This is a genomic window from Streptomyces tatrensis, assembly GCF_049310065.1.
GTDB lineage: Bacteria > Actinomycetota > Actinomycetes > Streptomycetales > Streptomycetaceae > Streptomyces.
In genome coordinates this window covers 125,977-140,892 of sequence record NZ_JBMDLB010000011.1, presented here as the reverse complement: position 1 = coordinate 140,892, position 14,916 = coordinate 125,977, and the positions used below count along the sequence as shown (strand labels likewise).

General features: G+C 68.5%; 15 protein-coding genes and 2 pseudogenes. 6 read left to right on the top strand and 11 right to left on the bottom strand.

Going from position 1 to position 14,916, the window contains the following annotated elements; translation table 11 throughout:
• Positions 1–21: 21 nt before the first annotated feature.
• Positions 22–501, top strand: a pseudogene (locus ACODT5_RS16360) (IS5 family transposase); the annotation flags it as partial.
• A 76-nt stretch (positions 502–577) separates the two neighbouring features.
• Here the strand turns inward: ACODT5_RS16360 and ACODT5_RS16355 are convergent.
• From ACODT5_RS16355 to ACODT5_RS16330, 6 genes are all read right to left on the bottom strand, one after another.
• Entirely contained in the window at positions 578–1,093 is a 516-nt protein-coding gene (locus ACODT5_RS16355; protein WP_422520019.1) for a hypothetical protein, read from the bottom strand.
• Positions 1,094–1,127: 34 nt separating this feature from the next.
• A complete protein-coding gene (locus ACODT5_RS16350) occupies positions 1,128–1,529 on the bottom strand; it encodes a hypothetical protein (protein ID WP_422520018.1) in 402 nt (133 codons plus the stop codon).
• Between the two features lie 582 nt (positions 1,530–2,111).
• Complete coding sequence (locus ACODT5_RS16345) at positions 2,112–2,432, bottom strand: hypothetical protein (RefSeq protein ID WP_422525270.1); 321 nt, start codon at positions 2,430–2,432, stop codon at positions 2,112–2,114.
• A gap of 267 nt (positions 2,433–2,699) precedes the next feature.
• Positions 2,700–2,945: a hypothetical protein gene (locus ACODT5_RS16340; protein ID WP_422520017.1), complete on the bottom strand. Its 246-nt coding sequence runs from the start codon at positions 2,943–2,945 to the stop codon at positions 2,700–2,702.
• Between the two features lie 340 nt (positions 2,946–3,285).
• Entirely contained in the window at positions 3,286–4,185 is a 900-nt protein-coding gene (locus ACODT5_RS16335) for a hypothetical protein (protein ID WP_422520016.1), read from the bottom strand.
• A complete protein-coding gene (locus ACODT5_RS16330; protein WP_422520015.1) occupies positions 4,182–5,195 on the bottom strand; it encodes an SPFH domain-containing protein in 1,014 nt (337 codons plus the stop codon). Before ACODT5_RS16330 ends, ACODT5_RS16335 begins: the two co-directional genes overlap by 4 nt.
• Positions 5,196–5,975: 780 nt before the next feature.
• Here ACODT5_RS16330 and ACODT5_RS16325 point away from each other — a divergent pair.
• On the top strand, positions 5,976–6,503 hold the full coding sequence (locus ACODT5_RS16325; protein ID WP_422520014.1) for a hypothetical protein: 528 nt from the start codon (positions 5,976–5,978) through the stop codon (positions 6,501–6,503).
• Between the two features lie 71 nt (positions 6,504–6,574).
• On the opposite strand, the gene ACODT5_RS16320 is transcribed toward ACODT5_RS16325, so the two are convergent.
• The 4 genes from ACODT5_RS16320 to ACODT5_RS16305 form a co-directional block, all read right to left on the bottom strand.
• Positions 6,575–7,141: a DUF4253 domain-containing protein gene (locus ACODT5_RS16320; RefSeq protein ID WP_422520013.1), complete on the bottom strand. Its 567-nt coding sequence runs from the start codon at positions 7,139–7,141 to the stop codon at positions 6,575–6,577.
• Positions 7,142–7,419: 278 nt separating this feature from the next.
• Positions 7,420–7,824 (bottom strand): hypothetical protein, encoded by a 405-nt coding sequence (locus ACODT5_RS16315; RefSeq protein ID WP_422520012.1) that lies wholly within the window; start codon positions 7,822–7,824, stop codon positions 7,420–7,422.
• Positions 7,825–7,863: 39 nt separating this feature from the next.
• On the bottom strand, positions 7,864–8,289 hold the full coding sequence (locus ACODT5_RS16310; RefSeq protein ID WP_422520011.1) for a DUF4259 domain-containing protein: 426 nt from the start codon (positions 8,287–8,289) through the stop codon (positions 7,864–7,866).
• Positions 8,290–9,008: 719 nt separating this feature from the next.
• Positions 9,009–9,941, bottom strand: coding sequence for an HNH endonuclease (locus ACODT5_RS16305; protein WP_422520010.1), 933 nt, complete (start codon positions 9,939–9,941; stop codon positions 9,009–9,011).
• A gap of 764 nt (positions 9,942–10,705) precedes the next feature.
• Here ACODT5_RS16305 and ACODT5_RS16300 point away from each other — a divergent pair.
• Positions 10,706–11,047: pseudogene (locus ACODT5_RS16300) on the top strand (GNAT family N-acetyltransferase); the annotation flags it as partial.
• Between the two features lie 46 nt (positions 11,048–11,093).
• Here ACODT5_RS16300 and ACODT5_RS16295 read toward each other — a convergent pair.
• Entirely contained in the window at positions 11,094–11,420 is a 327-nt protein-coding gene (locus ACODT5_RS16295; protein WP_422520009.1) for a hypothetical protein, read from the bottom strand.
• Positions 11,421–11,846: 426 nt separating this feature from the next.
• Between ACODT5_RS16295 and ACODT5_RS16290 the strand changes: the two genes are divergently transcribed.
• The 3 genes from ACODT5_RS16290 (at position 11,847) to ACODT5_RS16280 (ending at position 14,907) form a co-directional block, all read left to right on the top strand.
• Positions 11,847–12,668 (top strand): SCO4651 family lipoprotein, encoded by an 822-nt coding sequence (locus ACODT5_RS16290; protein ID WP_422520008.1) that lies wholly within the window; start codon positions 11,847–11,849, stop codon positions 12,666–12,668.
• A 503-nt stretch (positions 12,669–13,171) separates the two neighbouring features.
• On the top strand, positions 13,172–13,603 hold the full coding sequence (locus tag ACODT5_RS16285; protein WP_422520007.1) for a hypothetical protein: 432 nt from the start codon (positions 13,172–13,174) through the stop codon (positions 13,601–13,603).
• Between the two features lie 32 nt (positions 13,604–13,635).
• Complete coding sequence (locus ACODT5_RS16280; protein WP_422520006.1) at positions 13,636–14,907, top strand: hypothetical protein; 1,272 nt, start codon at positions 13,636–13,638, stop codon at positions 14,905–14,907.
• Positions 14,908–14,916 lie beyond the last annotated feature (9 nt).

Genomic DNA, 14,916 nt, shown 5'->3' with positions numbered 1-14,916 from the left:
GACGAGCCGCACGATCATGCCCTCGGACGGTCCCGCGGCGGACTGGCCACGAAAATCCACCTTGCCTCGGACGGCCGGTGCCGACCGCTCGCGTTCGTCCTCACTCCAGGCCAGGCCGGCGACGCTCCGGCCTTCCCGCAGGTCATGACAGCGATTCGGGTGGCACGGCCACGAGGGAGGCCCCGGACCTGACCCACGACCGTGCTGGCCGACAAGGCCTACTCGTCCCGCACGATCCGCGAGGACCACCTGCGCAAACGCGGGATCCGAGCCGTGATCCCGCAGCCCTCGGACCAGCTCTCCAACCGCAAACGCCTCGGGCCCCAGGGTGGCAGGCCGCCCGCCTTCGACAAAGCCACCTACAAGCAGCGGAACACGGTCGAGCGCTGCATCAACAAGCTCAAACAGTGGCGTGGACTTGCCACCCGCTACGACAAGACAGCGACCATCTACCGGGCTGCCCTCCACCTCGCGGCCACCCACACCTGGGCCGCGAGGTGACCCCTAAGAAGCGGCCTGGGCCTGGCGTTGAACCCGGTCGGAGCTCGTGGTCTCAGTTCGCGGACGGAGCCCGTCGTCAGAGCTTGCCGAAGGCGACTCCGCGCCAAGTCCATCCGGCACCGAGGACGGTGTCCCGCAGGGGATCCTTCATGTCCGCGGGATCGAAGCGGAACGTCTCGGTCTTCTCCAGCTTGCCGTCGGCCCCCCGCCCGATCTCCCAACGGCGCGAGACGGCGGTCACCTGCCCGCGGGAGTATTCGCGCGAGGCCGCCAGGCTGGGGGTGCCCCAGACCCAGGTGATCTCCCACTGCTCGTCGAGGGTCCGCACCTCGTGGTTCCCGGGGACTAGCCGCATTCGGGTCTTGAGCGTCCGGTCCAGTTGGGTCCTGGCGAAGAAGGTGTGCCAGGCCGGCTCCAGGATCCGCCACTCGGCCACCAGGTCGGCGCCCTCCGCGGGGGTGGCGGCGCGCACCAGGTACGGCACGTCCGACCCGTTGAGCGAGAGCAGCGCCTCCCGGACTTCTTGCGTGGAACGCGGTGCGACGCCGCTGTCGGGGTGCCTGGTGCCGGTCAGTCTGTCGAAGAGGCCCATCGGGGCAGCCTGCCTTCCGCGTCGGCGTGACGCACTAGGACGCCGTCCCGGCGGTGTCCGGGCGGACCGTGCGGAGGAAGTCCTGGGAATCGCCCAGGACATGGTCGTGCTGGTTCGCGGTGGCGGTCAGGACCAGTTGGATCACCGCGCGCCTGCGCCGGTCCGCCAGGTCCAGGACCGTCTGGTAGACGTGCGACTGGACGAGGTCGTGGGGGGTGCCGTCGATGAGGGCCACCGACTCGTCGGCGATGTCGTCGAGCGTCGCCGCGTCCGGCCGGAAGTCCCCATCGACGGTGATGTTGGCGGTGAATCCCGCGTCCGGCTCGGGGTGCAGGGCGACGAAGGCCATGCCGGCGGCGGCCACCTCGTCCGGGGGCGCGGGGCGCCAGCTCTCCGGGAGCCTGAACTCGATCGGGACCGGCAGTGTCGTGGGCACCTCGGGCCTTTCCTTCCAGAGGGTCGTGCATCAGTCGAACCAGCCGTCGACGGTGCCCTTGACGGAGCCGGCGAAGTCGCCGACCGCGTCGGCCGCGTCGCCGACGGCATCCACGACCTTGTCGGGATCGACGGTGAACTCGAGCCCCACGGCGCCGCCTTTGCCGGGGGAGAGGCCCACCTTGCCGCCGAAGTGGTAATTGCCGTCGTCCTCCTTGCCGAAGGTCAGTTTCGCCTCGGCACCCGGACCGTACCAGCCCTCCGGCCGTCGAGCCGAAGCCGATCCCGCCGACCTCCGCTCCTCCGGCGACCGAGCCCTTCGCCCCGGCGACCGCCTTCGCGCTGAGGGTGACCCCGTCCTTGCCCGCACGGGCCCCGAGCTGGGCCTCGGCGCCGGCGAATCCCTCGGCCCGGCCGTAGGCGCCGACATGCCCGTAGTCGACGCGCCCCTCGACCAGGGCACGTGCTCCCACGGAGGCCTCGGCCTTGGCGTTGACGCCATTGTCGGTGCATCCCCAGTTCGCGGAGGCCCTGGCGCCCGCGTAGCCGTCGGCGATCCCGGACAGTTTCAGGTCGCCGTTGGTCAGGGAGCCCTCCGCGGTGGCGTGGAAGAGGTCGGCGTAGGCCTTGGCCGAGGCCTCCTTGCCGTACTTGGTGCCGCTGGCCGAAGCACCCAGGTCGGACCCGTGAAGGTGGCCTCGCCCTCGGCGGCCCACCCGTCCGTCTTCGTGCCGACGTCCTTGTCCGGCAGGGGCGCTCCCGCCTTGGCCAGGTCGGTCTCGGGATGGGCGTTGAACCCGTTGAGCGACTCGCCGCCCCGGCCCAGGAGGTCGCGGTTGCTGTCGACGACGGCAGAGGCGAGGGCGGTCCTGACGCTCTCGTCGAGCACGGTGAAGGCCTTCACCCAGTCGTCAATGTGCGCCTGCCGCGGAGGCCTGGCCGCCGGGGTCGTGGTGGTAGGCGCTGCGCTCGGCGGGGGTCAGCTTCCCGTAGTCGAAGGCGACGCGTCCCCCTCGGAGACGCCGTCATCGCTGCTCTCTCACTGCCCTGGTGCTCCGGAGTCGTTAAAGGTCATGTCAACCGGATCAAGATGCTGAAGCGTCAGATGTTCGGCCGCGCAGGATTCGAACTGCTACGAAAGCGCTTCCTGGTCTACTCCTGAAGAACCCACTCAAGACGGGTCCTCGACCAGCCCGAATCCTTCCGGGAACCCTTCCAAGAACTCCCGTCGGGCCGGGTCGGGCTCGGCCTCTACCATCACCCTGAGCAAATCGATGAGCTCCTGCCGCTGATCAGCTGACAGTTGGCTGAACAGGTGGGCGACGCCCTCCAGCACCTTCACGGCATCGTCCGGGTCCATCTGCTCGTCTTCGCTGCCCTCGATGAACCACAGGGCACCGACCAAAGCCTCGGCCAAGGCGTGAGTCAGAGACGGATACACGGGCATCACAGTGGCCTTCCAGCAGGTCAACGGCAGAGTCCGGCCATACCACCACACCCCACTGACATCACTTTCCGTGAGCCTCAACAAAATGTGGACCAGAGTCGAAACCCGCCAACAAAGCCAGGTCACCGACCCGCGCTTGAAACTGATCAGCGGGGACGAGGCACGAGCTGTGATGGTCCTCCTCGCGGTCTCGACGACGCCGAGCAGCCCGAGGAGATCCGTCAGGCCGCCCTTCCAGTACCTCCAACCTCGTGGCGCACGGCACGGGCGGTGGGGTCTGCGGTGGCGAGCCGGTCGTAGGGCAGGGCGCTCACGTCACCAGGTGCAGCGACGTTCCAGCGATGCCCAGCCGTACGCTCTGGCCCCAGGTCAGCTCCAGCGCATCGCTCTCCATCCCGTCGCCGAACACCACGATCCGGTCCGACTCCACGGTCAGCTGCAACCCCTGACCCCGCCCCAGCTCTCCGGCGACCCTCGTCGTACCGGTCGCGGGGGAGGGCCAGGCCTCCCGTACGAACCACAGGAGCCGCCGCTCGCAGGGTGCGGGCAGCCATGCGGAGCTGCCGCGCTCCAGCCACAGGGAACGCAGCCAGCCGGTGGCGCCCGTGCCTGTGCCCACCAGCACTCCGGAGGATGCCTGGGCCTCACCCGGGCCGTTGTCGCCGTCGGAACCCAGGCGGTAGCGGGCCGTCTGGTGACCGTGCGAGCCAAGGTAGATCTCGTTCAGCGCGAGAAGGCGCTGCGTGTCGTCGGCGACGGCCTCGACCATGGTCAGCTCCTCTGCCCGGCCTCCGGCAGCGATTGCCGCACGCAGCAGCGCAGCCGCGTCGGCGCAGCGGTGACGGACCAGGACTCCCGGGTTTCGCCCCGGGTCCGTGTCGATGCCCACTACCGGCTGTCCGCGCAGATACTTCGCGGTATTGGCGACCAGGCCGTCCTGGCCTACCACGACCACCACGTCCTCGGGGGCGAACAGGAAGCGGTCCAGGTCCGCCCGCTCCACCCGGGAGCTGCGCCAGGTGAGCGGCACCGCCGCCGCGACCTCCCGCAGCGCCTGCCGCGTGCGTTCGTGGCGGCGGACCACCTCGTCGATCGACCGGCCCCGGCTGGAAAGGAAGAACACGGCCTGCCCGTGCGTCCCGTGCCGGGCGAGCAGTTCCTCGTACTCGGTTCTGCGGTGCACGAGCACCGCCCTTGGGGCCAGGCTCACGCGCCCGCGCCGCCTTCCGGGCGTCCGAGCCTGGCCAGGAGCCCGGTGAGGACGTCAGGAGAGAGAGTGATGCTCTCGATCCGCGGCAGGTTCTCCGCCAGCCGGGTCGCCGCCAGGGCGTGCAGCGTGCCCGGGCCGGCTTCGTCGTGCACGCGCAGCCAGGCTGCTTGAACCTCGGCGCGAGCCGCGCCCGTCTCGCGCGCCGCCTCGGCATCCGCGCGGGCCAGGCAGACCTTGCGGGACGCCTCGGTCTCGGTCCGGATGCCGTCCGCCGCCGCCTTCTCCTCGGCCTCGCGGCGGGCGTTGATGCCGCGCTGGTCGATCAGTTGCTCCTCGCGCCTGGCCAGTTCGATCTGACTGGCCAGCTCGTTCTCGGCGATGGCACGCTCACGCTCGACGGCGACAGCCCGCCGTTCATAGGTGGCCCGGTCCGCCTCCTGCTGGATCTGCTCGCGGGCCGGGGTGCGCAGGGCACGCTCCACCTCGGCCTCGGGGCGGATCGCCACGACCCGCACGGCCACCACATCGATGCCGGTGGCCGGGAGTCTGGGCTCGGCGGCGAGACCGGCGGTGACGCTCTCCCGCACGGAGGCGACGCCGTCCACCAGAGCGACGGCCAGCGGAGTCCGGGCCAGTACGTCCAGCGTGTGCTGCTGCGCGGTTTCGGTGAGGAGAGTGGCGATCTGCTCCAAGGGGGCACCGCGCCAGCTCCCGGTGTCCGGGTCGACGGAGAAGTCGAGTCGGGCCGCGGCTTCAGCCGGGTCGCTGATCCGATAGGTGACGGTGGCCTGCACGGCGACGTCCTGAAAGTCGGACGTACGGGCGTGGAACGCCATGGCCAGCTCCCGGTCGTCGACCGGGACTTCGGACAGCGCCGCTGAGAGTGACCGGTACCAGAAACTGAGCCCCAGGCCGTCGTGGACGAGTCGGCCGCGCTTGTGGTGGCGGATGTGGGTGGTGGGCGCGGAGCGCAGATGACGCCAACCGAAGCGCCGGGTGATGTCGGACATGGCGAACCCCCTTCATTTCGTCAATGCGACGATAACGAGATATGTTCATATCGTCAAGAGGACGAAAAGGGGGTCGCTGAGGCGCTACCCCGGGAGCAACGGAAGCCGCTCGAACGGACCCTCGCCCTGCCGGACGGGCTGCCCCCCGAGCGGCCTCATGGTCCGTGCGTCCGCGCCGGCCCTGCTCGCAGGGGGAGCCCGCCGCCGTCCGTTGGTCGGCGGCCTACGGCCACCGGGATGCAGACGCCCCTTCGCCGTAGCCCGCCAGGCACACCAGAGATGAATGGCCTCGTAGGCGATTGGACTTCAGCAAGGGGCCTCAGCCTGACGCGCCCCCGGACCAGCCTTGGAACTCGACATGACCGACGCATCAGCCCTGGCCCCGTTCCACCTGGACGAACGCAGCGAGTCCGACGGCTCCCACTGCCTCTATCTGTTCGACGGTGACATGGAACAGGTGACTGGCCTTGTTCACGTTCAGCAGGTTCTGACACAGGTCTTGGGGAGTCGTCGTGGAGTGTTACTGACGCAGAATCATCGGGCGGAGTAGTTCGAATCCGGCTCGACCGTAAAGCCGGCTCCCGATCCTTCTAGAGCTCGGCACATGTCCCGTCACACACCTGCCCGCCCGGTCGACGTGGAGAGCCTCTTTCCCGAACTGCTTCCCTACCGTCGTGAGTCGGTCCGCTTGCATCCGCGCCCCGGTTCTCCGACGTGCTGGGATAGCTCCGTCGGCGGCCGCTGCTGTGGCCCGCCGACGAGCCGTGGCCGGTGTGCGACGTGGAGCACTACGACCCGGACACCACGAGCCGCCTCGAACCCGCCGCGCCCATGGCCCCCATCGTGCAGGTCCGCCGCGTCGATGTACCGGGCCTACCCTTCCCAGAAGGCATGGATCTGCCCCAGATCTTGTGGCGTCCCTACGCACACTGGACCTACTGCTACCCGCTGCCCCAGGTGTACTGGCGGGGCTCCCTCGCCAGCGGGGAGGTAGGGCCGACACCTGCACCGTCGGCGGCCGGGCTTCCCAGAGGCTGGTACCCCGCACCCTGCGTCGTTCACCCCGAGCAAGTCGCCGAGTACCCGAAAGATGACCTGGCCTGGGATCTCAGCGACGCACTCAAGGACCGTTTCGAGTTGCTGCTGGCCGAGACAGGGCTGCGTTACTCGTCCCACCTGGCCGACGCGCCAGGGATCAAGCTGGGCGGCTATCCAGGGTGGCGCCAGGAGCCCTGCTGGCCGGACCGTGAAACGTGCGGTGGCCGGATGGAGCACCTCCCGACCGGGGCTGTTCACGAGTGCCTCTGATCAGGCATGAACGAAGCCCTTGAAGATCGCTTCCCACCTGACGGGTGATCGTTTCCCAGGCGCGGGAGGGATCAGTCCCACCAGAAGTCCCAGCGGTGAGCACGGGTGATCCGCTCGGCGTACGCGGCCAGTGTGTACGGCCTGCTTCCCTGCCAGATGTTGTCCGGGCAGAACGCGAAGTGCTCGGCCGCGACTAGGAGGGCCTCCTGCTCGTCCACTGGTGGCGAGGCGACGCTGAGATGCAAGGTGTCAAACCCGACCGCGACGACACGGGCGCCGAACCGGTGCTCCCAATCGCGGACGACCGCAGAGACTTTCGCCGTGTCGTTGTCGTAGTTGCAGGGACCGAACCAGCCCGCAGCCGTCAGCGCCTCGGCCCCGGACGGGGCGGCTACCAGCCCCAGACGTGTCTGTGGGCGGTCGGCGAGGAACGCCTGCACGAACTCGATGGCTAGTTGATCGGGGCTCGTTGTCGTCTCCCGGCTGGGCGCGAGGCCGGGCCAGTCCTGTCCGAAGGGGGCCGTGACGGCGAGGCGCCTTTTGACGTCGAGCACGTCGTCGTCCTCCTCGTCGGCCGTATAGGTCGCCCACCACTCTGCGAGGAGGTCGGCAGGGTCGTGGCCCGCCGGGGAGGACATCCTCTCGGGGAAGACCTCCCCGGATCCCCATGGGCGGAATTCACCATCGTTAGGATCCAGCGCATCGAGCAGCAGCGGCCACGACCCGGAGCGCGGGTGTTTGGCGTGCATCCGCGTCCACAGCTCGGCCGTGGCCGGCCCGTCACTGAGCCACAGGGGCTGTACATCTCCGTCGCCTTTATCGGACGTGATCATCCGACCAGGCGGGGCCAGGCCCTCAAGACTCGATCGGGTTTCAGGGTGAATGGGCCGGATGCTAATCCTGCGGCCAAGGGGCATCACTGCGAGGGTCCGACCACTCGATCGCGGAACTGCTGGAAGGCGTGCCAGCCTGAAGTTTGCCCTGGAGTGATCAGGTCGCCTTCCGCGCAGTCGAGCACCATGCACCGCAGTGCCTCGGCAAGCCGGAAGACGTGTGTCAGCACGTCGCCGCCGGAGCCCCGAACGTGGAGCATGATCGAGTCCACTGGGTCGTCTGAGCCGATGTTGAGTTCGATGGACCAACTAGGGCCGGAAAGTTCACCCCTGGCGGGGTCCGAGAGATCAGCTTCGGGACAGGCCAGGGTGACAGCCTCAAGTACGTCGTGCCGCCGACCGAGCGGGTCCGGGGCGAAGCCGGCGGGGATCTCGTGCACCGATGTGATGTCATCAGGCAGGCGGAGGAGAAGCACGTCCCAGCTCATGGTGACCTTCCAGGTAGTAGCGGTAGCGGTTGCGGCGGGTCAGAGAAGGCTGAGCGGTTCTCCCGAAGGCTGTGGCCGGAGCACCTTCTGCAGGCGGCAGATGGTTGCGCGCCAAGGACCGCCATCCGAGTCCGCCCATAGCTCCATCAACTCGGATGGCTCGGTCATGACGCGGTCGAGGGCCTGAAGAGCGAGATCGCGCAGGCCAGTGAGATCAGAAAGGGGCTCTTCCGGCCCATATATGGGATCGGCAGGCTCACCCCCGAGGCGCTGCGCGGCGACAAGGGCAGCGGCGGCTACGGCTTCCTCGGATTCTGGTGCTTCGAGGTAGCCCGCGGCGTCGATCACCCGTGTGAGAGTGCCTCGGACGATACCCTCGCGTTCGCCTGCAGCTGCCTCATCAAGGTCGCCGCAGAAGTCCGCTGCGGTGTCGTTGTCGAAGGGGCCGACGTCCCAGGTGCCCATGGTCTCTCCTGATCATGATGTTGACCGGGGCATCGTGACAGAGGGCACTGACAGCAGCTGCGGAATCCAGGGATGAGATCGCTTCCCGCGCTGGTGGACGTGACTTCCGATTCCCTTTGGCGGCTACGGCGTCCTTCCACTGTCAGTGACAGCAGAAAGGATGAGCGGCATGACGAAGACCGGGGCGGCCTGTTCGCGGGACGTGCCTCGCTCCTGGTTGGCCCTTGATCACAGTCACGGCGGATCCATTTGTGTCCGCGTCGGCGCCGCGTCAGCAGGGGAGGGGCCGAGCAGGTGGGGTCGGCCCGGCGAGGTTGTGCGCAGTGCTCCGCAGGCCGGTGTCAACACCGATGGGTCTCCCGCAAGGCCGGCGTCGTCGGACGGGGCGGCCGCGGTCGGAACGCCCTCGACCCCTTCGCGGAGCGCGGCGACAGAGGCCAGCACGGCCTCCAGGAGTTCAGCGGTCACAGCGTCCCCGGTGGGTATCTCCAGAGCGTGCTGCGTCCGTGATGGCGCCCGCGCTCCACCGCTTGGGCCCGCCCGGGTCGGCGAGAGCGCCCGGTGGAGATTTCCGCGCGGCCAACCTGTCGGAGTCCTTCCCCCACAGGGTGAGGTCCGAGGCCGTCTACGGCAGGTCTCTCCCACGCCGGGCGCCTGGACGGCCGTACCGTACGTGCGACCGGTGTCGAGAGCCGCCGCTGTTGCTCGAATGGAGCTGCTCAGCTCGGGTGGGCGAGCAGGTCGGCGTGCCGTTGGCGTGCGACTTCGCGCAGGATGGGGATCAACTCGTGTCTCGTCCGGCCGAAGGTCTTGAGCCGGTGGCAATTCGGGCAGAGCGTGATCATGTTGGCGGGCGAGTCTTCGCCGCCTGCTCCGAGCTCCTCGATGTGGTCGACGTCAAGGAGCGGCGAACCGGTGTCAGTGAGGTCATCGGGCTGGCCGCCGCAGTGCGGGTTCTCGCATCGGCCGCCGCTGCGCAAAAGGACCGCGTCGCGGGCGGCGGCGAGCCGTACGGGGCGTTCGCTGCTCGCGCGTCGTTGGCCGCGGGTGGTGGCCTGCCGGTCTTCGGTGAGGCGGACCAGGCGCTGGTACCTAGAGGCCTGCTGCTCGGGTGACAACGGCTCTGCAAGTGTGGGGCGTGGGCGGGGCAAGGCATCGGATGGGGAGGTCACGGTGATGGGAGGAGGGGTGGGGTTATCGGTCTCCAGTGCGGCGGCCGGGAACAGTGAGGCGTAGTCGTCCTCTTTCTCGTACGTCCCCTGAAGGGTGGCAGCGAACATGCCGCTCAAGCGCTCTTGGACGAGCTTGGCGTCGTTCTGGGCGTCAGGCCGGGACTGCCGTTGGAGCTTGGCCACGTGGTTGCGGAGGCCGGACTGCTGCCAGAGCGCGGGAGAGTCAGTGAAGATCGCCTCTCCCAAGCCGCGTTGGGCCTTTACGGCCTCGATCTGTGCACGGTGGTAGAGCGGCTCCCAGTCGTAGGCTTCCACGCCTTCCGGGAACAGGAGGTTCTCGGGTACCAGCACGCCTATGGCTGCGTCTGTCCAGTTCTGGTGGCGCAGCATGTCGTTGCTGAGCCAGACATTGCCAGGCTCTCCGTCGAATGGCGGGAGCAGCATGTCGTTGATGCGGCTGGGGCGGGAGCCATAGGTCAAGACGTACTCCGATAGGTGACAGCTGGGTGTGAGGACGGGTGTCCAGCCCCTCAGCAGGATGATGCATGTTCAGGAGGCCCCGCGTCTGGCTGCAGCGGGGATCGTGGTTTTCGATCTACTGGGGTAGGCCGGCGGTCTGAACCAGGCCCCTCCGCGCTCGCGCAGTCGAGCCAACCGCCCCACCCTCTGGCTCATGATCGTTTCCCCCGGACGCGACCGCCGCCGATCACCCCGCCCCACCGCAACGCCCCGCCCCGCCGCCGAGCACACGCCCCTCCCGTGGAACCGGCCGCCCCGGGCCCGCCGGCCAGCCGGTCCTGCCCGCCGTGCCGCCGGTCGCGCCCGTCCCCGAACGCCACCGAGAGACGTGGGCACGCCTGCGGGCCGCATACGATGCCGGGGACCTGCCCACCGCAGTCGTCTGCGCCCTCAAGCTGGAGACCGCCCTCGAGGCCGCGTACGGCCCCCTCGCCCCCCCACACCCTCAACGCTCTGATGATCCGGGCATGGCTGAAAACCGGCGAAGCATGTTCGCGCCCCAGCCATCACAAGGAGGTCACCAAACCCAGACGCGCCTTCGATGAGCACTGGTGGAGAGGCGGTGCTCCGAACCTGCGCTATCTCCGGCGCGGGCTGGGACCGGATCGTGCTGTGACCGGCCGTGGGCTGGGCCGTAACTCGTTTGACCGGGCCACGGGTCAACACGGGACTGTGGCCGGGCACCACGAGTCGTGGTGCCGGTATCCCGAGGAGGCACGGCAGCAGTGGAGATCCGTTCCACGACCGACAAGGATCTCGACGTCTTCGTCGACACAGTCCATGCCGCGTTCGGCCGCTTCCCGGAAACCCCGATAGAGGGCGGCGGGCTCTGCTGGTCGGCGCTCGAAATGGACCGCTGCCTGCTCGCCCAGGCTGAGGACGGACGGCCCGTCGGCACCTCCGCCGCGCACCCTTTCGAACTCACCCTGCCCGGTGAGACCGTCACCCCGGCCTCCGGGGTGACCGCAGTCGGCGTCCTGCCCTCCCACCGGCGCCAAGGCGTGCTCAGCACGATGATGCCGCACCAGCTCACCGAGTTTTGCGGTAACGGGCGACATGCCGGAGTCGGTGGCAGGGTCGCGAAGTCGGGTTTCCTGCCCTCGGGGGCTGAACTCAGGTGAGGTCGAAAGTGACGTTTACGGAGCCGTTCCAGTCTGGTGCCTCCGTGAGCGAGAGGGTTCCATTCTCTGCCTCGTCGACTCGCACCATGATCCCGCCGCGATCCTCGCCGGGAAACGTAATGGAGAAGTGGGGATCCATCTCCATGAGGAAGTCCCAGCCCTCGCGCTGGGTCGTGTCGAGGGCGTTGGCATGCCGACCGGTTGCCCGCAACGTGCCGACCGAGTCGACAGTGACGGCGATGTCGATGTCGTACATCTCGAGGCAAGTCGATTGATTGGCCCACCATTCGAGCCGAGCCCGACCCACGAATCGATCCATGAGGTCACTATGCACGGTGCCCAGGTCGGACGGGTGAGTCTGTGAAGCTGCCGGCCGTCGTGGGTCAGGCCGCACGACAGAGCTGCATGGGGCCGACCAGACAGGCCCTCACTCGAACCGGCTGCCCCTCACAGACCTTCTCCGCCTCCAGACCTCATTCTGAAACCATCAGTTAGTAGCTGTTGTCCTCCATGTCTGCGCCCTTATCGCGCATTCGGCCCCCTCCGCCCTATGTGAGCTGCGGATTCTCCCGCTCCGAATGGGCATGGGGTGCCGAGCGCGATGTCCGAGGGGCGTGCGATGATCCTTCGATTCCGCGCCGGGCAAGGGGGAGCCGGTGCACACAGCCGCCCCTGACGGAACACACCCGCGGGGGCGGCGCGTATCCGTAGGCAACACGAACAGACAGCGGACAGGGGTGGGGAAATGAGTACCAGGACGATGACCGGTTTCGCGGTTGCGGTGGCCGTGGTGGTGGGGACGGCGGGCTGCTCGGCGGGGGCGGTCACGCATAGGGCCAGCGAGACGGCCGGCGAGTCCGCCCAGGCCATCCTCGGGGCGCTGTCCCGTGCGTCCGATGAGGCCTCGCAGGCGGGCTCGGCCGACATCATCGCCACGGTGACGAGCCCGGACACCGGCGGCAAGCCGGTGACGATGAAGGGACTCTACTCCTGGGGCGACGGCGTGGTGATGGAGACGGTGATGCCGGCCAAGGACCTCCAGATGGAGGAGATGGTCGAGGACGGCACCGTTACGATGCGCGTCGCGAAGGGCGCCTACTACTACGAGGTCGACCGGATCGAGGAGGGCCCGTACAAGGGCAAGACCTGGATCCGGGTGGAGATGTCTGCGGTCCTCGGCGAGAAGGGCGCGGCTGCCGCTGCGCAGGGTGACCCGACCTCGGCCCTCAAGAGCCTGAAGTACGCCACGAGCGCCTCTCTGATCGGCGCGGAAAGCGTCAACGGGCGGAACGCCAAGCACTATCGAACCTCGGTCCCCGCAGCGAAGATGGGCGCCGCCTCTGCCGACATGTACAAGCACCTCGGGGTGTCCGGCGAGATCGTGACGGACGTGTGGCTGGACGACCGCGGCATGCCGGCCCGGCTCAACCAGACAATCGGCGCGATGGCCATGAAGATGGACTTCCTCTCCTTCGGGACTGCGAAGACCGTCGAGGTGCCCCCGGCCTCGGACGTCGCGGACATGACCGACTTCTACAAGGAGCAGAAGCAGGGCAAGGCAGCCTGAGCCACCCCTGTTGGGCGCCGCGCGGCTCGTCCGGGAGGCTCCGGCCGACCGGGTGCAGGTCGAGGTGATCCCGACGCACCGGTGGGCCCGCCAACTCGGCCGAGTGCATCGGGCAGCCCACGGCGTCCCGGCCCGAGGATCCGCGGTACGCCTTCGGTACACCGCCGTCCGCGGCAAGATGCGCTGCTACATCGAAGGCGAACCAGGCCCGCTCCCACGAACCAGAACAGGTGGCCGCGGCGCTCGGGCTGAATGTGGATCAGACCCGGTCGCTGCTGGCCCGCTTCGGACGCTGGAGCCCCTACCGCTGAGGCACCTGACCCGAAGTGGCTCGGGGCGCTCTCGTGTAGACGATGGTGGTGGGCCCTGCCTTGGCGGGCCGGAGGAGGGCTTGACCTTGCTTTCATCAGCGGCGAGGTCCCAGCGGAGCGTCGGGGCCCTGGGTGGGCGAGGCACCGCTGGGCGACAGGCCTATGATCTTACTATTTGGACGGGGGCGGAACATGGCACCGGATTTCGCGCAGGAATGGAGCCGTGACCGCGCGGTGGCTGCCGACGGCCCGGCCGTCATGCACTTGAACAGCGTGCCCACGGACCCCTTGACCTCAGGCACTCCCGCGGACTTCGCCTCCAAGCCTGCGGAAAAGCAGGCGGCGGCGGGCGTGATCGAGTCGGAGCTGGAGCCGGAAACGAAGAAGGCCTGTGAACGTGCGGACGTCACGACCGGCGCGGCTCAGAAGGGCTTCGATGGGTGGGAGACGGCTGCGGGCCTGAAGAAGGTCGCGGACACCTGGGATCAGCAGGTGAAAGCCTTGATGGGCCGGCTGTCAGCGGAGAAGGCGGCGCTGCGCGGATCGTCGGGGCTCTTCGTGAGTAACGACACCGGCTTGGGCAGCCAGTTCCTGACCTCGAAGTCCAAGCTCGACGGTCTGTAGGGGGTCCCGGAATGTTGACGTACTACGAGGTCATGACCACGGATTTCGGCCTTCTGACGGCGGCGGCCGCCGATTGGGAGGCGATGGCCGGTGAGATGGCCAAGGTCGAGCGCCGGTACGGCGACACCGTCCAGAAGATCACGATGGGTTCGAACTGGCAGGGGCTCAGCGCCGGGGCCGCCCGGACGAAGTTCGCGGCGACGCGCTACGAGTACTCCGCCGCGCAGATCCAGGCCAAGGCGATCGGCAGCCTCCTGCGTGAGGCGCACGAGAAGTTCAGCGACCTGAAGACGAAGCTCGAAAGCGCCCGAGACGACGCGGTAGCCGCGGGGATGAGCGTCTCCGAGCAAGGACGTGTCGCCTTCGACTACGCGGCACTCACCCCGGCCGAGCGCAGTGCCTACCAGCATGATCCCGACGGTCAGGAGTCCATCCGCAGTGCGGTCACCAAGTGGCAGCAGCACCTTGACGACCGGGTGAAGGCGGTGGCCGACCTCGACGAGGGCGTCAAGGTCGCCCTCGGGAAGACCAGCGCCGACAGCAACAAGGACGCGTTCGGCAAGGGCGCCGACGAAACGATCGGCGGGTTCAACGCCGGCGCGGAAGGCGACCTCGGCAAGGCGACGAAGCCCGATGACGCCGCGGTCGGGACGAACCCGGACAGCAGCACTGGCGTCACCGTGACCGGGCCCAAGTACGGCAAGGAGGGCTCGGTCAAGGCCTACGCGGACGGCTTCCACGAAACCGCGAAGGGGTCGATGACCGAGGGAGACCTGACCTTGTCGGGTATCGCCGACATCTACGGCGGAGCCAGGGCCAACGCGAACTACGGATTCACCGACCAAGGCGTCAACGCGAAGGCCGAAGCCTCCGCGGGCGTGCGGGGCCTTGCCGAAGGCCGGGCCGAGTACGGCTACGTCGGCGGCTACGGCCGCGTCGAAGGGTTCGCCGGCGCCGAGGCCAGCGCCAGCATCAAGGCGACCAAGGACGAAGTGTCCGTCGGCGCGAAGGCCTTCGCCGGAGCCAAGGGCACCCTGGCCGGCGGTGCGGAAGCCTTCGGCATCGGGGTCGGCGTGAATGCCGAGGGCTGGGCCGGCCCCGGTGCGGAGGCCTGGTGGGGGTACAAGAAGGACAAGGAGACCGGCGTCTGGAAGATCGGCGGCGACGCCGGCCTGTCCCCGATCCTGGGCGGCAAGGTTGGACTGGAGATCACCGTCGACCCCGGCAAGGTCACCGGCGCCCTCGGCGACGCGGCCGACGCCCTGGGCGGTGCCGCCCACACGGTCGGCGGCTGGTTCGACTGATGAGCATTG